This window comes from Chromobacterium haemolyticum, assembly GCF_002081825.1.
In the GTDB taxonomy this organism is placed as follows: domain Bacteria; phylum Pseudomonadota; class Gammaproteobacteria; order Burkholderiales; family Chromobacteriaceae; genus Chromobacterium; species Chromobacterium fluminis.
Genome location: NZ_MUKU01000004.1, coordinates 211220 through 231914, shown reverse-complemented (window position 1 = coordinate 231914; position 20695 = coordinate 211220). Strand labels below are relative to the sequence as shown.

22 protein-coding genes are annotated in these 20695 nt (G+C 63.0%); 7 read left to right on the top strand and 15 right to left on the bottom strand.

The genetic code is table 11. The features are described 5' to 3' along the window. The 4 genes from B0T39_RS04505 to B0T39_RS04490 form a co-directional block, all read right to left on the bottom strand. The coding region (locus B0T39_RS04505) for a transposase domain-containing protein (protein ID WP_176219463.1) at window positions 1-237 on the bottom strand (237 nt) is incomplete at its 3' end. Between the two features lie 114 nt (window positions 238-351). Next, entirely contained in the window at window positions 352-1752 is a 1401-nt protein-coding gene (locus B0T39_RS04500; protein ID WP_081544982.1) for an efflux transporter outer membrane subunit, read from the bottom strand. Continuing rightward, entirely contained in the window at window positions 1745-4891 is a 3147-nt protein-coding gene (locus B0T39_RS04495; RefSeq protein WP_081544981.1) for an efflux RND transporter permease subunit, read from the bottom strand. Before B0T39_RS04495 ends, B0T39_RS04500 begins: the two co-directional genes overlap by 8 nt. A gap of 19 nt (window positions 4892-4910) precedes the next feature. Further along, a complete protein-coding gene (locus tag B0T39_RS04490) occupies window positions 4911-6101 on the bottom strand; it encodes an efflux RND transporter periplasmic adaptor subunit (RefSeq protein WP_254894487.1) in 1191 nt (396 codons plus the stop codon). 196 nt (window positions 6102-6297) lie between these two features. Here B0T39_RS04490 and B0T39_RS04485 point away from each other — a divergent pair, with 196 nt between their 5' ends. From B0T39_RS04485 to murA, 5 genes are all read left to right on the top strand, one after another. Then, on the top strand, window positions 6298-6945 hold the full coding sequence (locus B0T39_RS04485) for a TetR family transcriptional regulator (RefSeq protein ID WP_081544998.1): 648 nt from the start codon (window positions 6298-6300) through the stop codon (window positions 6943-6945). Between the two features lie 87 nt (window positions 6946-7032). Beyond that, window positions 7033-7938 carry an ABC transporter ATP-binding protein gene (locus B0T39_RS04480; protein ID WP_081544980.1) on the top strand — a complete coding sequence of 302 codons (906 nt, stop codon included), beginning with the start codon at window positions 7033-7035 and terminating at the stop codon, window positions 7936-7938. After that, window positions 7935-8690, top strand: a complete 756-nt coding sequence (locus B0T39_RS04475) for an ABC transporter permease (protein WP_081544979.1) — start codon at window positions 7935-7937, stop codon at window positions 8688-8690. Before B0T39_RS04480 ends, B0T39_RS04475 begins: the two co-directional genes overlap by 4 nt. A gap of 21 nt (window positions 8691-8711) precedes the next feature. Further along, complete coding sequence (locus tag B0T39_RS04470) at window positions 8712-8960, top strand: BolA family protein (RefSeq protein ID WP_019103821.1); 249 nt, start codon at window positions 8712-8714, stop codon at window positions 8958-8960. Between the two features lie 6 nt (window positions 8961-8966). Further along, entirely contained in the window at window positions 8967-10220 is a 1254-nt protein-coding gene (murA, locus tag B0T39_RS04465; RefSeq protein ID WP_081544978.1) for a UDP-N-acetylglucosamine 1-carboxyvinyltransferase, read from the top strand. Between the two features lie 202 nt (window positions 10221-10422). On the opposite strand, the gene B0T39_RS04460 is transcribed toward murA, so the two are convergent. The 9 genes from B0T39_RS04460 to dapC all read right to left on the bottom strand — a co-directional run bounded on the left by B0T39_RS04460 (window position 10423) and on the right by dapC (window position 17238). Beyond that, a complete protein-coding gene (locus B0T39_RS04460) occupies window positions 10423-10758 on the bottom strand; it encodes a zinc ribbon domain-containing protein YjdM (protein WP_081544977.1) in 336 nt (111 codons plus the stop codon). Between the two features lie 72 nt (window positions 10759-10830). Next, the gene (locus B0T39_RS04455) at window positions 10831-11640 is read right to left on the bottom strand and encodes an MlaA family lipoprotein (RefSeq protein WP_141111080.1); all 810 of its coding nucleotides are present in this window, start codon (window positions 11638-11640) and stop codon (window positions 10831-10833) included. Window positions 11641-11656: 16 nt separating this feature from the next. Continuing rightward, window positions 11657-11950, bottom strand: a complete 294-nt coding sequence (locus B0T39_RS04450; RefSeq protein WP_043636725.1) for an STAS domain-containing protein — start codon at window positions 11948-11950, stop codon at window positions 11657-11659. Beyond that, on the bottom strand, window positions 11950-12579 hold the full coding sequence (locus B0T39_RS04445; RefSeq protein WP_081544976.1) for an MlaC/ttg2D family ABC transporter substrate-binding protein: 630 nt from the start codon (window positions 12577-12579) through the stop codon (window positions 11950-11952). Before B0T39_RS04445 ends, B0T39_RS04450 begins: the two co-directional genes overlap by 1 nt. Window positions 12580-12668: 89 nt before the next feature. Further along, complete coding sequence (gene mlaD, locus B0T39_RS04440) at window positions 12669-13142, bottom strand: outer membrane lipid asymmetry maintenance protein MlaD (protein WP_081544975.1); 474 nt, start codon at window positions 13140-13142, stop codon at window positions 12669-12671. An 11-nt stretch (window positions 13143-13153) separates the two neighbouring features. Continuing rightward, window positions 13154-13939 (bottom strand): lipid asymmetry maintenance ABC transporter permease subunit MlaE, encoded by a 786-nt coding sequence (gene mlaE, locus B0T39_RS04435; RefSeq protein WP_081544974.1) that lies wholly within the window; start codon window positions 13937-13939, stop codon window positions 13154-13156. Further along, window positions 13932-14750, bottom strand: a complete 819-nt coding sequence (locus B0T39_RS04430) for an ABC transporter ATP-binding protein (RefSeq protein ID WP_176219479.1) — start codon at window positions 14748-14750, stop codon at window positions 13932-13934. Before B0T39_RS04430 ends, mlaE begins: the two co-directional genes overlap by 8 nt. A 379-nt stretch (window positions 14751-15129) precedes the next feature. After that, on the bottom strand, window positions 15130-15951 hold the full coding sequence (dapD, locus tag B0T39_RS04425) for a 2,3,4,5-tetrahydropyridine-2,6-dicarboxylate N-succinyltransferase (protein WP_141111081.1): 822 nt from the start codon (window positions 15949-15951) through the stop codon (window positions 15130-15132). An 84-nt stretch (window positions 15952-16035) separates the two neighbouring features. Continuing rightward, window positions 16036-17238 carry a succinyldiaminopimelate transaminase gene (dapC, locus tag B0T39_RS04420; protein ID WP_081544972.1) on the bottom strand — a complete coding sequence of 401 codons (1203 nt, stop codon included), beginning with the start codon at window positions 17236-17238 and terminating at the stop codon, window positions 16036-16038. A 58-nt stretch (window positions 17239-17296) separates the two neighbouring features. Between dapC and B0T39_RS04415 the strand changes: the two genes are divergently transcribed. Both B0T39_RS04415 and B0T39_RS04410 read left to right on the top strand, forming a co-directional pair. Next, a complete protein-coding gene (locus B0T39_RS04415) occupies window positions 17297-18211 on the top strand; it encodes a DMT family transporter (RefSeq protein ID WP_081544971.1) in 915 nt (304 codons plus the stop codon). Beyond that, the gene (locus tag B0T39_RS04410) at window positions 18208-18783 is read left to right on the top strand and encodes a GNAT family N-acetyltransferase (protein ID WP_081544970.1); all 576 of its coding nucleotides are present in this window, start codon (window positions 18208-18210) and stop codon (window positions 18781-18783) included. Before B0T39_RS04415 ends, B0T39_RS04410 begins: the two co-directional genes overlap by 4 nt. A 108-nt stretch (window positions 18784-18891) precedes the next feature. Here the strand turns inward: B0T39_RS04410 and B0T39_RS04405 are convergent, their stop codons facing one another. Both B0T39_RS04405 and B0T39_RS04400 read right to left on the bottom strand, forming a co-directional pair. After that, window positions 18892-19113: a SlyX family protein gene (locus B0T39_RS04405; protein WP_081544995.1), complete on the bottom strand. Its 222-nt coding sequence runs from the start codon at window positions 19111-19113 to the stop codon at window positions 18892-18894. Window positions 19114-19123: 10 nt separating this feature from the next. Next, entirely contained in the window at window positions 19124-20437 is a 1314-nt protein-coding gene (locus B0T39_RS04400; protein ID WP_081544969.1) for a Na+/H+ antiporter family protein, read from the bottom strand. Window positions 20438-20695 lie beyond the last annotated feature (258 nt).

The window sequence follows — 20695 nt, the reverse complement described above, 5'->3', positions numbered from 1 at the left end:
GAGGCTCAGAGCCAATTGCTGCACGACCTGCCATAGCGGCAAGTTGCGAAAGAGGGCCAAGCCAATGACCAACCAGACGGCATGCTCAGCAGGAAGTTTGCGGCGCCGAATGGAGGCTTTGCCGGTAACGGCGAGTGCTTGCTCGATCCAGGCAGGGTCAATCAATGCGGCCAATGTCTCTAGCCGAGAAGGGGCGTGTGGCAGCGTGTCATGTAAGGCGCGTTGTAGTAGGCTCATGCAGCGAAAAAGGGAACATGATGAACATGTCCCCTTTTTACTGGATTTACATCCGCAAGTCTTAACTGACTGGCATTACGCCATCCGGCGGGGTTTGTCGTTTGACGCTGTGGATCAGGACTTGGCCGGCGTTTCCCAGCCGCCGCCCAGTGCCTTGTACAGGCCCACCACCGCGTTGAGTTGGTCCAGTTTGGCGCTGACCAGGCCCAGCTCCGCCTGGAAACTGTTGCGCTGCGCGTCCAGCACGTCCAGATAGCTGGCGTAACCGTTGTCGTAACGCAGCTTGGCCAGGCGTAGCGATTTGTTCAAGGCCTGGAACTGCGTGGTCTGCGCCGCCTGAATGTCGCGCGCCGCGCCGTAGCCGGACAGCGCGTCCAGCGCGTCTTTGAACGCGCTCTGCACCGTCTTCTGGTACTGCCCCAGCGCCTGTTTCTGCCGCGCGTTGGCCGCATCCACCGCGTAGCCGGTCTGCCCGAAGTTGAATACCGGCGCCGCCAGGTTGCCGACGAAGCTCCAGGTCCGCGTTGGGCCGGTGAACAGGGTGTCCAGCGACAGGCTTTGCGAACCCAGCGCCCCGCTCAGGCTGATGCTGGGGAAGTAAGCCGCGCGCGCCACGCCGATGCGGGCGTTGGCCGCGATCAGTTGCTGCTCGCTGGCGGCGATGTCCGGCCGACGCTCCAGCAAGCTGGAGGACAGGCCCGCCGGCACTTCCGGCGGCGCGGACAGCGTGTCCAGACTTTGGCCGCGCTGGATGCCGCCGGCCACCAGTTGCTTGGGCGAGTGGCCGAGCAGCACGCCCAGCGCGCTTTCGGTCTGCGCCAGCGCGCTGGCGATCTGCGGCACCTTGGCGCGGGCGGAAGCCGCTTCGGCCTCGGCCTGTTGCTGGTCCAGCTCGGAGATCAAACCGCCCTTGAAGCGCTTGGTTTGCAGCTTTAGCGATTCCTCGCGGCTTTGCAGCGTGCGCTTGGCGATGTCCAGTTGGGCGTCGTAGGCGCGCAGCTGGAAATAGGTCTGCGCGGTTTGCGCGGCGATCGCCAGCTTCGAACTGTCGCGGGCGAAGCGGCTGGCGGCGAAGTCGGCGCGCGCCGCCTCGTTGCCGCGGCGCAGCTTGCCCCACAGGTCCAGTTCCCAAGACGCGGTCAGGTTGGCGTTGCGCACGTCGCTGACCAGCGGCGCGCCCGGCGTGCTTGTCGCGGTGGAGGCGCGACCGCGCTGATAGCCGGCGTTGGCGTTCAGCGCCGGCAGCAACTGGGCGCGGGCGATGCCGGCCTGGGCCGCGGCTTCGTCGACGCGGGCGGCGGCGACGGCCAGGTCCTGGTTATGTTCCAGGGCCTCTGCGATCAGCTGGTCCAGCACCGGATCGTTGAACTGCGTCCACCAGTCCATGGCGATGGCCGGGTTCTGGGTCTGGGCGCTGTCCGGCAGCTCCAGTTTGGGGCGGCTGTAGTCGGGGCCGACCGCGCAAGCGGTCAGCGCCAGCGCCACCAATGAGGGAATCAGGGCGCGTTTAAGCATCGGCCTTGTCTCCTGCCTCAGCCGCGGGCTGAGGCTGTTTCGGTTTGCTGAACTTCATGATGAGCATGAAGAACATCGGGATGAAGAAGGTGGCGATGAAGGTGGCCGCCAACATGCCGCCCACCACGCCGGTGCCGATCGAGTGGCGGCTGGCGGAGCCGGCGCCGCTGGAGATGGCCAGCGGCATACAACCCAGCACGAAGGCCAGCGAAGTCATCACGATAGGACGGAAACGCAGCTTGGCGGCGGCGATGGCGGCTTCGACCACGCTCAGTCCTTCTTCTTCCATTTGCTGGACGGCGAACTCCACGATCAGGATCGCGTTCTTGGCCGACAGGCCGATCAGCGTCACCAGCGCCACTTGGAAGTAGACGTCGTTGGCGAGTCCGCGCATCCAGTTGGCCATCAGCGCGCCAAACATGGCGAAGGGTACCGCCATCAGCACGCTGATCGGCAGGCTCCAGCGTTCATACTGCGCCGCCAGGATCAGGAACACCATGATCATGCCGAAGCCGAATACCACGGTGGACGAGCCGCTGGTGGATTTCTCCTGGAAGGCGGAGCCGGTCCAAGCCAGGGTGTAACCGTCCGGCAGGGTTTCCTTGGCCACGGCCTCCAGCACGTTCAGCGCCTCGCCGGAGCTAAAGCCGGGCGCGGGGCCGCCCACCAGCTTGGCCGCCGGGAAGATGTTGAAGCGCTCCAAGCTTTCCGGACCGGTGGTGTGCTTGATGGTGACCAGCGCCGTCAGCGGGATCATATTGCCGTCCTGCGAACGCACATAGATGTTGCGCAGGTCTTCAACCCGGGTGCGGAAATCCGCTTCCGATTGCAGCTGCACGCGGAAGGTGCGGCCGAACTTGTTGAAGTCGTTGACGTACAGTGCGCCGAAGGTGCTCTGCATGGTGTCGAACACGGTGTTGACCGGCACGCCCAGGGACTTGGCCTTGGCCCGGTCCAGCTTGACGTAGATCTGCGGCACGCTGGCGGAGAAGGTGGTTTGCACCCCCTTCAGTTCCGGACGTTTGGCGGCCGCGGCCACCAGTTTCTTGGTGACCTCGCCCAGTTCCACGGAGCTGGCGCCGCCGCGGCTTTGCACATAGGCCTCGAAACCGCCGGTGTTGGACATGCCGGAGATCGGCGGCGGGTTGAAGGCCAGCACGATGCCGTCGGTGATGCCCATCATGCCCTTGGCGAAGGTGTCGCCCACCACCGCCTGCGACGATAGGTTGGGCGCTTTGCGCTCATCCCACGGCTTCAGGGTAATGAAGGACACGCCGGCGTTGGTCTTGTTGCCGCCGGTGAGGATGTCGAAGCCGGCGAAGCTCATCACGTCCTGGACCGCCGGGTTCTTGCTGGTCATCGCGTCCAGCTTGGTCATGGTGGCCGAGGTGCGCTGCATCGACGCGCCGTCCGGGAGGAAGGCGGCGGCGATGATGTAGCCCTGGTCCTCGTCCGGCGCCAGGCTGGACGGGATGATGCGGAACAGGCCGACGCAGATGGCGATCAGTCCGGCGAACAGCAGGATGCCCACCGCGCTGCGCTTGATCAGGAACACCACGCCGCGGGAATAACCCAGGGTCAGGCGGTCGAACCAGTTGTTGAACCAGACGAAGAAGCGGGCCGGATGCTGATGGCCTTCTTTCAACAGCAGCGCGCACAGCGCCGGGGTCAGGGTCAGGGCCACCAGGCCGGAAATCGACACCGACACCGCGATGGTGATGGCGAACTGCTTGTACATCTGGCCTGCGATGCCGCCGAGGAAGGCTACCGGGATGAATACCGAGCACAGCACCAGAACGATGGCCACCAGCGCGCCGGATACTTCATCCATTGCCTTGAAGCTGGCTTGCAGCGGCGACAGTTTTTCCTGCGTCATCAGGCGTTCGACGTTTTCCAGCACCACGATGGCGTCGTCCACCACGATGCCGATGGCCAGTACAAGGCCGAACAGCGTCAGGGTGTTGATGGTAAAGCCGAAGGCGTACATGCCGGCGAAGGTGCCGATGATGGAGACGGGCACTGCCAGGCAGGGAATCAAGGTTGCGCGCCAGTTCTGCAGGAACAGGAACACCACCAGGAATACCAGCACCATGGCTTCGGCCAGCGTGGAGTACACCTCCTTGATCGACACTTCCACGAACTTGGTGGTGTCGTAGGGGATGGCGTAGTTCAGACCTTTGGGGAAGCCCACAGCCAGCTTCTGCATCGTCTGTTCCACGGCTTGCGCGGTGGCCAACTGGTTGGCACCCGGCGCCAGGAAGATGCCGATCGGGATGGTGGGGCGGCCGTTGTGGGTGCCGGTGAAGTCATAGGACAAGGCGCCCAATTCCACGCGCGCCACGTCTTTCAGGCGCACGGCGGAACCGTCCGAGTTGGAGCGCAGGATGATGTTCTCGAACTCTTCCGGCTCGGACAGGCGGCCCTGGGTGGTCACGGTGTAGGTGAAATCTTGCTTGCCCTTGACCGGTTCCGCGCCCACCTTGCCGGCGGCGAACTGCGCGTTCTGCTCGCGGATGGCGGCGGCCACGTCGCTGGGCGTCAGCTTGAGCTGGGCTAGGCGATCAGGCTTGAGCCAGACGCGCATCGAGTAGTCCTGGCCGGCGAAGTTGATCACGTCGCCCACGCCAGGCACACGCTTGAGCTCGTCCACCACGTTCAACAGCGCATAGTTGCTGATGAATAGGGTGTCGTAGGTCTTGTCCGGGGAGAACAGCGAAATCACCTGCAGGAAGGCGGACGACTTCTTGGTCACGTTGACGCCCTGCCGGCGTACTTCTTCCGGCAGTTGCGACAACACCGACTGCACGCGGTTGTTGACGTTGATGGTGGCCTGGTCGGCGTCGGTGCCGATCTTGAAGGTCACGCTCAACGACAGCTTGCCGCTGGAGGAACTGGTGGACTGCACGTAGAGCATGTCGTCCACGCCGTTGATCGCCTGTTCCAACGGCGACGCGACGGTGTTGGCGATCACCTCGGCGGAGGCGCCCGGGTAGCTCGCGCTCACCGAGATCATCGGCGGCACGATTTCCGGGTACTGCTCGATGGGCAATGCCTTGAGGGCGGCCAAGCCGGCCAGGGTGATCACGATGGAGATCACACTGGCGAAGATGGGCCGCCTGATGAAAAAGGCGGAAAACATGGATGGTTACCCCTTTGCCTTATTGTTTGGGCGCGGCGGCGGGCGCGCTGGCGTCGGCCTTGAACGGATGCGGCTTCACGTCGGCGCCCGGGCGCAGCTTGATGATGTTGTCCACCACCACCTTGTCGCCGGCTTTCAGGCCGCTTTCCACCAGCACGTTCAGGCCCACGTCCTGAGACACGGTGATCGGGCGCGGCTGCACCTTGTTGTCGGCGCCGACGACCCAGACCATTTTGCCCTGCTGCGAGGTCAGCACCGCGCGTTGCGGCACGGCGATGGCGTTGCTGCGCTTGGCGCCTTGCAGGATCACGCGCACGAACTGGCCGGGCAGGATGCCGCCGTCCGGGTTGGCGAAGGTGGCGCGCGAACGGATGGTGCCGGTGCTGGCGTCCACCAGGCTGTCGGTAAAGTTCAAGCGGCCGCTTTTGCCGTAGGTGGAACCGTCGGTCAGTTTCAGCTGCACATTGAAATGGCCGTTGGCGGCCAGCTTCAATTGGCCGGAATCCTGCATCTTGCGCAGATTCATCATATCGCTGTCGGACATGCTGAAGTTGACGTAGACCGGGTCCAGCTGGGACACCTTGGTCAGCAGGCTGCCATCGGCGGTGGTGGACACTAGGCTGCCTTCGGAGCGGGTTTCCTGGCTGGTCATGCCGGAAATCGGCGCGGTGACGCGGGCGTAGCCAAGATTGATCTTGGCCTGTTGCACCTGAGCCTGGGCGGCGGCGACGGAAGCCTTGGCGGCCTCATAAGCGCTGACCGCGTCGTCGCGGTCTTTCTGGCTGACCGCGTTCTCCTTGAACAGCGGAGAGATGCGGTCGTAATCCTGTTTGGTGCGCACCAGCTGCGCCTGTTGCACTTGCAGATTGCCCTGGGCCTGGTCCAGCGTCGCCTTCAACGGCTCCGGGTCGATCTGGAACAGCAAGTCGCCTTGTTTCACCGGCTTGCCTTCGGTGTAGGCGCGCTTGAGCAGAATGCCGCCCACACGGGCGCGCACTTCCACTTCGCGCGAACCGGCGGCTTGGCCGACGAATTCGAAAGAGACGGGCACATCGCTAGGCGTGATCTCGAGCACGCCCACCGGCATCGGCGGCATGGCTCCGGCATGCTTGTCGTTCTTTTGACCGCAGGCCATCAGGCTGGCGGCCAAGGCGGTGAGCAACAGCCATTGCCCGCCTTTCTGGGCGAAGGTGTTTCCTTGCATCTTCATGGGATGTCCTCAGGAATGTGGGGATATGAGTGTTATAAGTAAAAGGTACTGCAATTTTTCTTTGATAGTGGGAATTGATCGATATCGAATCGCGACATTTTACATACATGCGTGTACGTATGTAAAATGCTTCCAGCGACGCATTGTGTTATGGTGCGGGCTTCCGACAGACTTCTTGATCAGCGATACGTTCAACATGGCACGCAAAACCCGGGAAGAAGCCGAACAAACGCGGCATTTGCTGCTGGATACGGCGGAGCAGCTCTTTAGCGAGAAGGGTGTCTCCAAAACGACACTGGCCGACATCGCCAGCGCAGCGGGATTGACGCGCGGCGCGGTGTATTGGCATTTCCAGAACAAGCTGGACTTGTACCGGGCAATGCTGGACAGGATGGGCGGGCAGTTTGATGACATCTGTGAGCAATTGTTGAGAACGGCACACTCGAGTCCGGCACTGGCCTTGTGGAACCATAGCCACCGGCTGCTGACCATGATTGGGGATAACCCACAGGTTCGTCGTATTTTACTCATTCTGTTTATGCGGAGCGAGCATGTCGGTGAGCTGGCCCCCATTCACGACGAGTGTGTTGCACATATGCAAGAAACCCGCGAGCAGTTGACCCTCGTGGTGCAGATGGCGGTGGATGCCGGCCAGACCTTGCCGTACGTGAATCCGGAAACGGTGGCCGAGGTGTTGCAATCGATGCACCATGGCCTGATCAACCGTTGGCTGGCGGACGGCAGCCAGACCAATTTGGGAGAGAATGCCACGCAACTGTTGCAGTATGTCTATCGCGGAATTTTCTTGCCGGAAGTGATGGAAGAACTCTCCCCTCAAACGTAGCCCAGCGCTATAATTGACCTTTTTTGTCAAACCATTAGCGCCATTGGCGGCCCACTGCCGCGCGGCGTTGTCGGTGTTACCTCTCTCATGCCCCAGGCTATTGAAATTCAAGCGGTGAGCAAGCGCTATGGCCAGCTGCAGGCGCTGGACCAGGTGGGCTTCACCGTCGCCCCCGGCGAATTCTTCGCCCTGCTCGGTCCTAACGGCGCTGGCAAGACCACGTTGATTTCCGCGATGGCCGGCTTGTCGCGGCCGGACAGCGGTTCCATCCGCATCATGGGCCACGACGTGGTCGGCGATTTCCGCGCCGCGCGCAAGGCGCTGGGCGTGGTGCCGCAGGAGCTGGTGTTCGATCCCTTCCTGTCGGTGCGCGAAACGCTGCGCTTCCAGTCCGGCTACTTCGGCCTGGGCCGCAACGACGACTGGATAGACGAACTGCTGTTCAAGCTGGGCCTGGCTGACAAGGCGCACAGCAATATGCGCGCCCTGTCCGGCGGCATGAAGCGCCGGGTGATGGTGGCCCAGGCGCTGGTGCACCGTCCGCCGGTCATCGTGTTGGACGAGCCCACCGCCGGCGTGGACGTTGAGCTGCGCCAGAGCCTGTGGGTATTCGTGCAGGAACTGAACCGCGCCGGCCACACCATCGTGCTGACCACCCATTACTTGGAAGAGGCAGAGGCTTTGTGCTCGCGCATCGCCATGCTGAAAAAGGGCCGGCTGGTGGCGCTGGAGAGCAAGGATAAGTTGCTGGCGCACAGCGCGCGCCGCGAAGTGGCGCTGCTGTTGTCCGGCGATTTGCCTGAGGCCCTGCTGCCCCTGAAGCTGCGCGACGAGGACCGCCGCGTGGTGTTGCAGCTGGAGCATCTGGGCCAACTGGAGTCCGTGCTGGCCGCGCTGCGAGAAGCGGCGGTGGAAGTACGAGAATTGAACGTGGTGGAGACGGATCTGGAAAGCGTGTTCGTCAAGATGATGAATGGAGGGCCGCAGCCATGACCGGCTTCATGACTCTATTCAAGAAAGAGCTGGTTCGCTTCTGGAAAGTGGCGTTCCAGACGGTGGCCGCGCCGGTGTTGACCGCGCTGATGTATCAGTTGATCTTCGCCCATGTGCTATCGCGCCATGTCGAAGCTTATCCGGGCATCAGCTACACCGCCTTCCTGATTCCGGGTCTGGCGATGATGTCGATGGCGCAGAACGCCTTCGCCAACAGCTCCAGCAGCCTGATCCAGTCCAAGATCACCGGTAATATCGTGTTCTTGCTGCTGCCGCCGCTGACCGCGCTGGAGTTCTTCGGCGCCTATCTGCTGGCCTCCGTTGTGCGTGGTTTGGCCGTCGGCGCCGGGGTCTTGCTCATCACCGGCTGGTTCGGCCTGCCGCTGCCGGCACAGCCGCTGTGGGCCTTGGTCTTTGCTGTGCTGGGCTGCGGCGTGTTGGGCGCGCTGGGCATTCTGGCCGGCATCTGGGCGGAAAAATTCGACCAGTTGGCCGCTTTCCAGAACTTTCTGATCATGCCGCTGACTTTCCTGTCGGGTGTGTTCTATTCGATCAACAGCCTGCCGCCGTTTTGGTACGCCGCATCTCATTTCAACCCGGTGTTCTACATGATAGACGGCTTCCGCTACGGCTTTTTCGGCCAGGCCGATGTCAGTCCCTGGCTATCGGCCGGGGTGGTGGGCGGCAGTTTCGCCGTCTTGTCGGGCCTGACGCTGTGGCTGATCAAATCTGGCTATAAACTGCGCCATTAACGCGTATCCACGGGATTTCTCATGATTACTCCGCAACAAGTCAAAGAATACATCGAGGCTGGTCTGGCCTGTACCCATCTGGAAGTGGAGGGCGACGGCCACCACTTCTACGCCACCATCGTGTCGGCGGCTTTCGAGGGCAAGCGCCTGATTGACCGCCACCGCCTGGTCAAGGAGGTGATCGCCACCCGCCTGGCCAGCAATGAAATTCACGCTCTGTCCATCGTCAAGGCCGCCACGCCGGACGAATGGCAAAAACTGCAAGGCTGATCCGTCATGGATAAACTGAAAATCATCGGCAACGGTCCGCTTAACGGCGAGATCCGCGTTTCCGGCGCCAAGAACGCCGCTCTGCCCATCTTGTGCGCTAGCCTGCTGACCGGCGACACCATGCGCTTCACCAATGTGCCGATGTTGCGCGATATCGCCACCACCCAGAAACTGCTGCAAGGCATGGGGGTGCGGGTGATGACCGATAATGTGCACGAGATGGAAATCACCGCCGGTCATCTGGACAGCCTGGTGGCGCCGTACGATCTGGTGAAGACCATGCGCGCGTCCATTCTGGTGCTGGGCCCGACGCTGGCGCGCTTCGGCGAGGCCACGGTGTCCCTGCCGGGCGGCTGCGCCATCGGCAGCCGGCCGGTAGACCAGCATATCAAGGGCCTGGTGGCGATGGGCGCCGAGGTCAGCATCGAGCACGGCTACGTCAAGGCCAAGGCCCGCCGCCTGCGCGGCGCCCGCATCATCATGGACATGGTGACCGTGGGCGGCACCGAGAACCTGTTGATGGCGGCGACGCTGGCCGAGGGCACCACGGTGCTGGAAAACGCCGCGCGCGAGCCGGAAGTGACCGATCTGGCCAACTGTCTGGCGGCGATGGGCGCCAAGATCAGCGGCATCGGCACCGACCGGCTGGTGATCGAAGGCGTGGAGCGTTTGCACGGCGCCGATTACGCGGTGATGCCGGACCGGATCGAGGCGGGCACCTTCCTGGTGGCCGGCGCGATGACGCGCGGTCACATCGTGCTGCGCAACGCCGCGCCCAAGAGCATGGAAGCGGTACTGGACAAGCTGGCGGAGACCGGCGCGGTGGTGGAGTGCGGCGACGACTGGATCTCGCTGGACATGAAGCGCCGTCCGCAGGCGGTGAACTTCCGCACCTTGCCTTACCCGGCTTTCCCCACCGACATGCAGGCCCAGCTGATGACGCTGAACTGCGTGGCCGAGGGCGCCGGCGTGGTGACCGAAACTATTTTTGAGAACCGCTTCATGCACGTGCCCGAGCTGAACCGCATGGGCGCCAACATTGAAGTGGAAGGCAATACCGCCATCATCAAGGGCGTGGAGAAGTTGTCCGGTGCCACGGTGATGGCCACTGATCTGCGCGCGTCGGCCAGCCTGGTGATCGCCGGCCTGGTGGCCGAGGGCGAAACCATTGTGGACCGCATCTACCACCTGGATCGCGGCTACGAATACATCGAGAAAAAGCTGGGCGCGGTAGGCGCGCTGATCGAACGCATCAGCTAAGAGCCTGTTTATGATCTGCTGTGCGTCGTCGAGCGTTACACGGTGAGTACGCCTTCGAAATGGTACATTCCGCCTTCTCAGCCGCAACGCCTGGTCTCGCTCTAGCTCGCGAGATCGTAAACAGGCTCTAAGCGATAACTTTGCTTTTGTAATGAAAAACGCCACGGCTGGAGCCGTGGCGTTTTGCTTTGCGGAGCGGGTGTTACGCTTTTTTAACGAATTCGGACTTGAGGCTCATCGCGCCGATGCCGTCGATTTTGCAATCGATGTCGTGATCGCCGTCGACCAGGCGGATGTTCTTCACTTTGGTGCCCACTTTCACCACCAGCGAGGAGCCTTTGACTTTCAGGTCCTTGATCACGGTGACGCTGTCGCCGTCTTGCAGCACATTGCCGTTGGCGTCCTTGATTACGCGGGCTTCTTCGGCGGGGGCTGCCTGTTCGTTCCATTCGTGCGCGCACTCCGGGCAGATATACATCGCGCCATCCTGATAGGTGTATTCGGAGTTGCATTGCGGACAGGCTGGCAGATTGCTCATGGCGTTTCCTGTTGAGAAGTGAAAAAGAACGCTGCCGGCTCGTTGAGACGGCCGGCAGCGGAGGGTGCGGATTTACTGCGCGGCGGAGGCTGCGGCCTTGGCGTTGGGGACTGCCGCGGCAGGCGCCGAGCTGTCCTGCTTGCCGGCCGGGGAGTCGACCAGCTCGTCAAGGTTGAAATTGTCGGCAGCCTGGGTCGGGTTGGGCAGGCCCAGTTGCTGCGCGCGCAGTTGCATATAAGCGTCGCGGGTATAACTGTACGGGTCCAGCGCCGCGGTGCTGAGCATGGCTTCCACGCCCAGGTAGCGGGCGCGGGTGTTCACGCCGTACAGGCCGTAAAAGCCCACCGCTTGCCAGGTGGTGTCGTAAAATATCTTCTCCGGGCCGGGGCCGGCCAGCGAGGCGGTCAGGCCGGCGCCGTCGCGCACGGTGGACGGGCCGAAGAAGGGCAGCACCAGATAGTTGCTGTCGTGCCAACCCCAGGCGGCGAAAGTGTCGCCCAGGGTGGTCTTGTTGTTCTTCAGACCGGCCTGGCTGGCGATGTCGATCAGGCCGAACAGACCGAAGCCGGTGTTCATCGCCACCCGCATTACGTCGTTCAGCGCTTTTTCCGGTTCGGCGCGCAAGGCGTTGGACAGCGCGCTGTAGACATCCTTGAGGTTGTCGAAGAAATTGCTGACACCGGTGCGCACCGGCGACGGCGTGATGGCCTTGTAGCCTTCGGCCACAGGCTTGATCACGTAGCGGTCAGCGGTGTCGTTGACCTGGTACATGGCGCGGTTGTACGGCTCGAAGCGGTCGTAAGGCACCGTTGGATTGCTGGCGCAGCCGGCCAGCAGCAGCGATAGCGCCAGGCCGGTCAGCGCGGGTTTCAGGGACGACATAAATCCTCTCCGCATATCATTCCGCCGCTGGGGCTGACAACAATTCCGCCAGCGAGTAAAGGTCGAGCAGGGCGCTGAGCCCGCTTGGCCAGTTTTCCAGGGACAGGGCGTGGCCGGCGGCGTCGGCGGCGCGGCGCGCGCCGAGCAGCAGAGCCAAGGCGGCGGAATCGGCTCCGGCTATGCCGGACAAGTCCAGCCGCAACGGCGCTTCGCCGGCGAGTTTGGCCAGCGGCGCGGCCAAGGGGCCGCAGCTGTCCATGTTCAGCCGGCCGCTGAGCCGTGCTTGGCCGGGAGCGGTGCGTTCCAACATCAGCTGTTGCCCTTGCTTGCGGGCGCCACGGCCACCGGGGTGGCGTTCTTGTTCTGCAGCAGTTTGATCAGACCGTCCACGCCGCTTTTGCGCACTTCTTCATTGAAGGAGTTGCGATAGACGGTGACCAGGCTGGCGCCTTCCACGCTGACGTTATAGATCTTCCAGCCTTGCGCGCCCTTGTTTAGGGAGTAGTCCACCGTCACCGGGTTGGCGTTGCCCGGCAGGCTTACCGTGGTTTTCACCGTGGCGTCGCGATCGCCGTTGCTCATCACAGGGTTGGGCTTGACATCTACCTGGGCGGTTTTGAAGCGGGTCATGGTGGCGGAATAGGTGCGCACCAGCAGGGTCTGGAACTGCTGAGTCAGTTGGGCGCGCTGTTCGGCGCTGGCCTGACGCCAGCCCAGGCCCACGGCTAGCGCGGTCATGCGCGGGAAATCAAACATCGGCACCGCCACCGCTTCCGCCTGCTGGCGGACTTGCTTGGTGTTCTTGCCGTTGTCCTGTTTCAGCACTTCCAGCACCTGGCGGGATGCGTCTTTGATCACGTCGGTGGGGGCGTCGCCGGCGGCTTGGGCCACGGCGGACAGGCCGAACAGCAGACAGCAGAATGCGAGCAGTTTTTTCATCGTTTTTCCAATCGATTGCGAGTGAGCCGGCGGCGCGGACGGCGCGCCGGCCGGCAGTTTGTTGCGGGCTGCCCCGTCTTTGTGCCGCGCTATTTGTCAGCGCTCTTGTTGCTATCGGTAAAGCCCGTCATGAACTTACCGATCAATTGTTCCAGCACCATGGCGGAGGAGGTGATGGTGATGGTGCCGCCCGGGGCCAGATTGGTTTCCGAGCCGCCTTGCAGCATGCCGATATATTGTTCGCCCAGCAGGCCGGCGGTCAGGATGGACGCGCTGGTGTCGTCGCTGATCTGATAGGCCTTGTCAATATTCAGAGTCACGCGGGCGCGATAAGTTTTCGGGTTGAGCCGGATGTCGGCTACGCGTCCGATCACCACGCCGGCTTCCTTGACCGGCGCTTTGACCTTCAGTCCGCCGACGTTGTCGAAGTCGGCGTACAGCACATAGGTCTGGTTGGCGCTTTGCGGGACCAGGTTGGCCACTTTCAGCGACAGGAAGGTGACGGCGGCAATGCCCAGCGCCACGAAAATGCCTACCCACAAGTCAATAGTAGAGCGTTTCATTCGGGTTTTTCCTAGAACATGAAGGCGGTCAGGATGAAATCCAGCGCCAGGATGACCAATGCGGAGGTGACGACAGTCCGGGTGGTGGCGGCGGACACGCCGCTGGCCGTCGGAGTGGCGTCATAGCCTTCGAACACGGCGATCAGGGTGACGGCGACGCCGAAGCACAGGCTCTTGATCAGTCCGTTGACCACGTCGAAATGCAGGTCTACGTTGGCCTGCATCTGCGACCAGAACGTGCCGACGTCCAGGCCTATCATCACCACGCCCACCAGGTAGCCGCCAAAGATGCCGACCACGTTGAACAGCGCGGCCAGGATGGGCATGGAGATGACGCCGGCCCAGAAGCGGGGCGCCACCACGCGGGCGATGGGATCGACCGCCATCACGCTCATCGCGTCCAGTTGCTCGGTGGTTTTCATCAGGCCGATTTCGGCCGTCATCGCGCTGCCGGCGCGGCTGGCGAACAAGAGCGCGGCCAGTACCGGACCCAGCTCGCGCAGCAGCGCCAGCGCCACCACCGCGCCCAGCGCGTCGGCGGAGCCGAACTTGGCGAGGGTGCTGTAGCCTTGCAGGCCCAGCACCATGCCGACGAAGAGGCCGGACACTAGGATGATGATCAAGGACATCACGCCGGCGAAATAGACTTCGCGTATGGTCAGCTGCGGCCGCAGCAGGCTCTGGCCGCTGCCCCGCAGGATGGCCACGAGGAAGCGGCAGGCGAAGCCCAGCCGCCAGACGGCGTTGATGGCGAGGTGGCCGAGCTTGCGCAGGGGCGCGGCGATCAAATCAAGCATGGCGGCCTCCGTTGAGTCCCAGATCTTCGGCGAGCGAGCGCTCCGCCGGGTAGGCGTAATGCACCGGGCCGTCGGCCTCGCCCCAGATGAACTGGTGAACCCATGGCGAATCCGAGTTGCGAACTTGGTCCGGCGTGCCCTGGGCGACGATCTCGCCGCCGGCGACGAAGAGCACGTGGTCCACGATCTCCAGCGATTTATGCACGTCGTGGGTGACCATCACCGCGGTGGTGCCCAGCGCGTTGTTGAGCTTTTTGATCAGGTGGGCGATCACGCCCAGCGAGATCGGATCCAGGCCGGTGAAAGGCTCGTCGTACAGCATCAGCTGGGGGTCCAGCGCAATGGCGCGCGCCAGCGCCACCCTGCGCGCCATGCCGCCGGACAGTTCGGCCGGCATCAGCTGCTGGGTGCCTCGCAGGCCGACGGCTTCCAGTTTCATGGTCACCAGGTCGCGGACCATGCTGTCCGACAGCTTGGTGTGCTCGCGAATGGGGAAGGCGACGTTGTCGAACACCGACAGATCGGTGAACAGCGCGCCGAACTGGAACAGCATGCCCATGCGGCGGCGGTGTTGATAAAGTTCGGCCGAGCTCATCTTGGCGACGCTCTTGCCGTCAACCAGCACTTCGCCGCTTTGCGGACGGTTCTGGCCCGAGATCAGCCGCAGCAGCGTGGTCTTGCCACTGCCGCTGCCGCCCATGACGGCCACCAGCTTTCCGCGCGGAATAGCGAGGTTGAGGTTTTTCAGAATGGGCCGCTCGCCATAGGCGAAGCTGACGTTTCTGAATTCGATGAAATTGTCAGAAGACACAAAGTTTCCAGATAGCATGCGTGAAGCCGCGGACGGCTTCGGTTGAAACGGCGGACCCGGAGCGGTGCGATGGCGGGCCGTTCAGGCAAAGCGGCTCTTGAAGCCCGTCACCCCAGCGCTGATCTTGCGCTGCGCCTTGGCTTCCGGCGCGTCGCGGCCTGGGCTGAGCGGTGCTTGGAGAGCGGCCGCTTTTTTGCCGATTCTTTTCGAACTGGAGATTTTATAGACTTGTCGTGGACTAGCCAAATTTCAACAGCATTCGCGATGCAAATATGCTGCACCGCAATGCGGTTGGAGACGCCGAGAGGCGACGACGGAGGGGAGAAAGGCGGGCAGCGGGCGAACCGACTGTCCGCCCGGGCCGGCGGACGGAGGAAGGTTACACGCCGCGCAGCAGCTCGTTGATGCTGGTTTTGCTGCGAGTCTGAGCGTCCACCTTCTTAACGATCACCGCGCAGTAGAGGCTGTGGCTGCCATCCTTGCTGGGCAGGTTGCCGGACACCACCACCGAGCCCGGCGGCACGTGGCCGTAGCTGACCTCGCCGGTTTCGCGGTCGTAGATCTTGGTGGATTGACCGATGTAGACGCCCATGGAGATCACCGAACCTTCGCCGACGATCACGCCTTCGACGATTTCAGAGCGCGCGCCGATGAAGCAGTTGTCCTCGATGATGGTGGGGTTGGCCTGCAGCGGCTCCAGCACGCCGCCGATGCCGACGCCGCCGGACAGGTGCACGTTCTTGCCGATCTGGGCGCAGGAGCCGACGGTGGCCCAGGTGTCCACCATTGCGCCTTCGTCGACGTAGGCGCCGATGTTGACGTAGGACGGCATCAGCACGGTGTTCTTGGCGATGAAGCTGCCCTTGCGCGCCACCGCGCCCGGCACCACGCGGAAACCGGCTTCCTGGAAGCGGGCCGGGGTCCAGTCGGCGAACTTGGTGTCGACTTTGTCGAAGTAGCGATTGACGCCGTCGTCGGAGATGTCATTGTCGCGGATGCGGAAGGACAGCAGCACCGCCTTCTTCACCCACTGGTTCACCACCCAGTCGGCCCCCTGTTTTTCCGCCACGCGCAGGCGGCCGGCGTCCAGTTCGGCGATCACCTGACCGATGGCGGCCTTGAGTTCGGCGGAGACGGTGGCGGGCGTGATCTCAGCGCGCTTCTCAAACGCTTCTTCGATCAGGGTCTGGATCGGGTGCATGGTGTTCAGTCCTTTAGCAATGTGGATGGAAGTCATCATTCAATTCGCTTTCAAGCGGCCGCGCCAGAGGCGGACCGCGTGGATTCAGGGGGTCTGGCGCTGTCTGCGTTCGGCGAAGGCGACGATGCGCTCGACGCCGGCCACGCACTCTTCCAGCGTGGCCACCAGCGCGACGCGGACATAGCCGGCGCCGGGGTTGACGCCGTGGGCGTCGCGCGCCAAGTAGCTGCCCGGCAGCACGGTGACGTGTTCTTCGGCGAACAGCGCCTTGGCGAAGTCTACATCATTCCCGTCCGGCACCTTGGCCCACAGGTAGAAGCTGGCGTCCGGGCGGCGCACCTCCAGCCCCATCGCCAGCCGCGGGGTGACTGCGTCGAACTTGGCGATGTATTGAGCCCGGTTGGACTCCACGTGATCCTCGTCGTTCCAGGCCGCCACGCTGGCCGCCTGTATCGCCAGGCTCATTGCGCTGCCGTGGTAGGTGCGGTAGAGCAGGAATTTCGCCAGGAGCGCCGCGTCGCCGGCGACGAAGCCCGAGCGCATGCCGGGGACGTTGGAGCGCTTGGACAGGCTGGTGAACATCGCCAGCCGCTCAAAGCCGCGGCCCAGCTTGCGCGCCGCTTCCAGTCCTCCCAGCGGGGGCCGGCCGAAGTGAATTTCGGAATAGCACTCGTCGCTGGCGATGACGAAGCCGTAGCGATCCGACAACTGGAACAAGGTTTCCCAGTCGGCCAGCGACATCACCGCGCCGGTGGGATTGCCGGGGCTGCACACAATCACCAGCTGGGTACGCCGCCACACGGTTTCCGGCACCTGGTTCCAGTCCGGCTGGAAGCGCTGTTCGGCCAGGCAGTTGACATAGTAGGGTTCGGCCCCGGCCAACAGTGCCGCGCCTTCGTAAATCTGGTAAAAAGGATTCGGGGATATCACTACCGGCGCCGGCTCCGCGCTTGCGTCGATCACTGTCTGCACAAAAGCAAACAAGGCTTCACGGCTGCCGTTGACCGGCAGTATCTCGCTTTGCGCATCCAGGTTCAGATCGTAGCGTCGCAGCATCCAGGCGGCGCAGGCCTGGCGCAGCGCTTCGCTGCCCAGCGTGGCCGGGTATTGCGACAAGCCGCCCAGATTGGCTATCAGCGCCTGTTCCACCAGCGCCGGCGTCGGGTGCTTGGGTTCGCCTATCGACAAGTTGATGTGCGCCTTGTCCGCGGGCGGCGTCGCGCCGGCGAGCAGGGCGCGCAGGCGTTGAAACGGGTAGGGCTGCAATTGGGCCAGGCGAGGGTTCACGGGTATCTCCAGAAAAGCGGGCGCAAGCAAACGAACAGCGAACATCTTAAGAACAGCAATGACACCTGTAAAACAAAAGTTTCTGGCCACCACCGGCATTCTGACCACTGCGCTGGTGTGGGGGCTGATGTGGTATCCGTTCCGGAGTCTCAATCAGAGCGGCGTCAGCGTGGCGATGACCTCGCTGGTGGTGTATCTGGTGGCGATCACCCTGGGCGTGATCACCTTTTTCGACGTCTATCGCCGCCAGTTCCGGCTGCAGCCGGTGCTGCTGGTGCTGACCGCGGTGTTCGGCTGGTGCAACTACAGCTATACCTGGGCGGTGTCCGAGGGGCAGGTGATGCGGGTCTTGCTCTTGTTTTACCTGTCGCCGTTGTGGACGGTGTTCCTGTCGCGGCTGATCCTGAAGGAGCGTTTGACCCGCAGCGGCTGGCTGGTGGTGGCCTTGTCGCTGTTTGGCTGCTTCATCTTCATATATCGGCCCGGCCTGTTCGCCGGCGAACTGCCGCTCAGCCATCGCTACGAATGGCTGGCGCTGTCCGGCGGCATGGCCTTTGCGTTGGGCAATGTGATCAGCCGAGGCGCCCAGTCCATCCCGGTGCCGGTCAAGTCGGCGTCGATCTGGTTTGGCGTGGCGTCCATCGGCGCGATCAAACTGGCGCTGGCCGGGCAGCTGGGCGGCATCCTGCAAATACCGCCGCAAAGCTGGCTGGTGTTGGGCATTCTGGGTGTGACCCTATTATGCACCAGCGTGATATCGCAGCACGGCGTGTCCATTCTGCCGGCGACGCAGACGATGACGCTGATGCTGATGGAGCTGTTGTTCGCGGCGGCGTCGGCCTATCTGTTGGCCGGCGAGGCGATGACGCCGCGCGAATGGGCGGGCGGCGCCTTGATCGCCAGCGCCAGCTTGTTGTCCGGACGCATGACCAGGAAGCCGGGGACGGCGCAACTGAAACAGGAGGCTGCATGATTACGATCCGACCGATGAACGACGGCGATTTCGAGCGTTTCTGGCCTGTGTTCCACGCGGTGGTGGCGGCTAGGGAGACCTATGCTTTCGATCCGGAAATAACGTGGGAGCAGGCGCGAGAGCTGTGGCTGCGGTTGCCCTTGCACACGCTGGTGGCGGAGGAGGACGGCGCGCTGCTGGGTTCGTATTTTCTCAAACCCAATGCGGCCGGCCCGGGCGGCCATGTTTGCAACTGCGGCTATATGGTGGCCGAGGAGGCGCGCGGCAAAGGCGTGGCGCGGCTGATGTGCGAGCATTCTCAGAAATTGGCGCGGGACAGCGGCTTTCTGGCGATGCAGTTCAATTCGGTCGTGGCCAGCAACGAAGTGGCGGTGGCGCTGTGGCGCAAGCTGGGTTATGAGCCGGTGGGCCGTTTGCCGCGCGCTTATCGTCACGCGCGGCTGGGGCTGGTGGACTGTCTGGTCATGTACAAGTGGCTGGGAGACGCCGCGCCGGAGATGCCGGAGCCGGCGCCGCTGATTGGCCGCAAGAACATTGAGGCGACGGTGTCGCGGCGCAAGGGCGGCCGCTAGAACCTGTTCAAAGCCTGCTGCGCGTAGGCGATACGGCGTTGAAACCGTCTTCGCCTTGTCTCGCTCTTGCTCGCGAGATCGTAAACAAGCTCTAAAGCCGCCGTCGGTTTAATAATGCGGCGGAAGCTCGTCGCGCAGGCTGAGGCCGGACGCGGCGTCGTCCGGTTGGGCCTGACGGAATTGCTGGTATAGCAGGCGTATTTGCTGTTGCAGCCGTTCCATGTCTTTTTGCTGACGCGCCACGGTGGCGTTCAGCGCGTCCAATAGTTCGTCCTGGAAGGCGAGCTTCACTTCCATTTCGGCCAGGCGGGCATCAATTTGATCATCCATGCCAGCCATTCTACAACACCATCGCCGCAATCCAGCCGGCCGCCAGCATCGGCAGGTTGTAGTGCAGGAAGGTGGGCAGCACGGTGTCGCGGATATGGTCGTGCTGACCGTCCACGTTCAGGCCCGAAGTCGGGCCCAGCGTGGAGTCCGACGCCGGCGAGCCGGCGTCGCCCAAGGCGCCGGCGGTGCCGATAATGGCCACCGTGGCCAGCGGCGAGAAGCCCAAGTGCATGCACAGCGGAACGTAGATGGCGGTGAGAATGGGCACGGTGGAAAAGGACGAGCCTATGCCCAGGGTCACCACCAGGCCAACCAGCAGCATGGCGAAGGCGGCCACGCCCTGATTGCCGGCGAACAGGCCGGCGCTGGCGGTCACCAGCGCGCCCACCTGGCCGGTGGCCTTCAGCACCTCGGCGAAGCCTTGGGCGGTGATCATGGTGAAACCTATCATCGCCATCATCTTCATGCCTTCATTGAACAGACCATCAGCGTCCTTCCATTTCACCACGCCGGTGGCGAGGAACAGCAGAAAGCCCGCCAGCGCGCCCATGATCATTGAATCGGTGTACAGCTGCACCGCGAAGGCCAGCATGATCGCCAGCAAGGCGGTGGCCAGCGACTTGCGGCTGACCTTGGCGCGGGTGCGTTCGACGTTTTCTATCTTGCCCAGGGCGTACTGGCGCGGCTTGCGGTAGCTGACCAGCACCGCCCACAACAGGCCGGCCAGCATGCCCAGCGCTGGAATCGCCATCGCGTGCATCACATTGAGGCCGCGCACGTCCATGCCGGATTTGGCGATGTTGCCGAGCAGGATCTGTTTCAGAAAAATGTCGCCGAAGCCCACGGGAAACACCATATAGGGCGTAACCAGGCCGAAGGTGATCACGCAGGCGACCAGGCGGCGGTCCAGATGCAGCCGCGCCATGACATAGAGCAGTGGCGGCACCAGCAAGGGAATGAAGGCGATGTGGATGGGCACCAGGTTCTGGCTGGCGATGCTTACCAGGGTCAGCAGCAGGATCAGCGCCCATTTCAAGCGGCTCTGGCCGCTGTCGCGCTCCAGGCGTTTCACTGCCAGGTCCGCCATCGCGTGCGGCAGGCCGGATTTGGCGATGGCCAGCGCGAAGGCGCCCAGCAAGGCGTAGGACAGGGCCACCGCGGCGCCGCCGGTGATGCCGTTGTTGAAGGCTTTCAGCGTGCGTGACAGGGACAAGCCGCCGCCAAGGCCGCCGATCAAGGCGCCGAGCAGCAGGCTGATGACGACGTGGGTGCGCAACAGCGCCAGCCCGAGCATGACGATGACGGCCAGAAGAACTGCGTTCATTTGTATATACAGATCAATAGGTTGGGCGAGGATGCCGAGGGCGCGCAGCGTAGCGGGTTTCGGTTTTTCTGTCGATAGTCTTGCTTGAAACTAAGGGTGGACGGCTGTGGTGGGGCGCCGGCCGACGCTGTAAGGATGGGGGCTTGCTTTGAGCCGTAATTTCAAAGACTTGCCGATTTGTAGCCGGAGGAAGGAGCGAGGCGTGGCCGTTTTGGTATTTATATACTTATTGGAAATAAAAAACTAATTTTATATATC

Excerpts from the sequence above, each read along its gene's own strand:
- B0T39_RS04495 (WP_081544981.1), bottom strand. The coding sequence starts at position 4,891 with ATGTTTTCCGCCTTTTTCATCAGGCGGCCCATCTTCGCCAGTGTGATC.
- B0T39_RS04455 (WP_141111080.1), bottom strand. The coding sequence starts at position 11,640 with ATGTCGTCCCTGAAACCCGCGCTGACCGGCCTGGCGCTATCGCTGCTG.
- murA (WP_081544978.1), top strand. The coding sequence starts at position 8,967 with ATGGATAAACTGAAAATCATCGGCAACGGTCCGCTTAACGGCGAGATC.
- B0T39_RS04450 (WP_043636725.1), bottom strand. The coding sequence starts at position 11,950 with ATGTTGGAACGCACCGCTCCCGGCCAAGCACGGCTCAGCGGCCGGCTG.
- B0T39_RS04460 (WP_081544977.1), bottom strand. The coding sequence starts at position 10,758 with ATGAGCAATCTGCCAGCCTGTCCGCAATGCAACTCCGAATACACCTAT.
- mlaE (WP_081544974.1), bottom strand. The coding sequence starts at position 13,939 with ATGCTTGATTTGATCGCCGCGCCCCTGCGCAAGCTCGGCCACCTCGCC.
- dapD (WP_141111081.1), bottom strand. The coding sequence starts at position 15,951 with ATGCACCCGATCCAGACCCTGATCGAAGAAGCGTTTGAGAAGCGCGCT.
- mlaD (WP_081544975.1), bottom strand. The coding sequence starts at position 13,142 with ATGAAACGCTCTACTATTGACTTGTGGGTAGGCATTTTCGTGGCGCTG.
- B0T39_RS04475 (WP_081544979.1), top strand. The coding sequence starts at position 7,935 with ATGACCGGCTTCATGACTCTATTCAAGAAAGAGCTGGTTCGCTTCTGG.
- B0T39_RS04500 (WP_081544982.1), bottom strand. The coding sequence starts at position 1,752 with ATGCTTAAACGCGCCCTGATTCCCTCATTGGTGGCGCTGGCGCTGACC.
- B0T39_RS04485 (WP_081544998.1), top strand. The coding sequence starts at position 6,298 with ATGGCACGCAAAACCCGGGAAGAAGCCGAACAAACGCGGCATTTGCTG.
- B0T39_RS04410 (WP_081544970.1), top strand. The coding sequence starts at position 18,208 with ATGATTACGATCCGACCGATGAACGACGGCGATTTCGAGCGTTTCTGG.
- B0T39_RS04470 (WP_019103821.1), top strand. The coding sequence starts at position 8,712 with ATGATTACTCCGCAACAAGTCAAAGAATACATCGAGGCTGGTCTGGCC.
- B0T39_RS04400 (WP_081544969.1), bottom strand. The coding sequence starts at position 20,437 with ATGAACGCAGTTCTTCTGGCCGTCATCGTCATGCTCGGGCTGGCGCTG.
- B0T39_RS04415 (WP_081544971.1), top strand. The coding sequence starts at position 17,297 with ATGACACCTGTAAAACAAAAGTTTCTGGCCACCACCGGCATTCTGACC.
- B0T39_RS04445 (WP_081544976.1), bottom strand. The coding sequence starts at position 12,579 with ATGAAAAAACTGCTCGCATTCTGCTGTCTGCTGTTCGGCCTGTCCGCC.
- B0T39_RS04405 (WP_081544995.1), bottom strand. The coding sequence starts at position 19,113 with ATGGATGATCAAATTGATGCCCGCCTGGCCGAAATGGAAGTGAAGCTC.
- B0T39_RS04490 (WP_254894487.1), bottom strand. The coding sequence starts at position 6,101 with ATGAAGATGCAAGGAAACACCTTCGCCCAGAAAGGCGGGCAATGGCTG.
- B0T39_RS04480 (WP_081544980.1), top strand. The coding sequence starts at position 7,033 with ATGCCCCAGGCTATTGAAATTCAAGCGGTGAGCAAGCGCTATGGCCAG.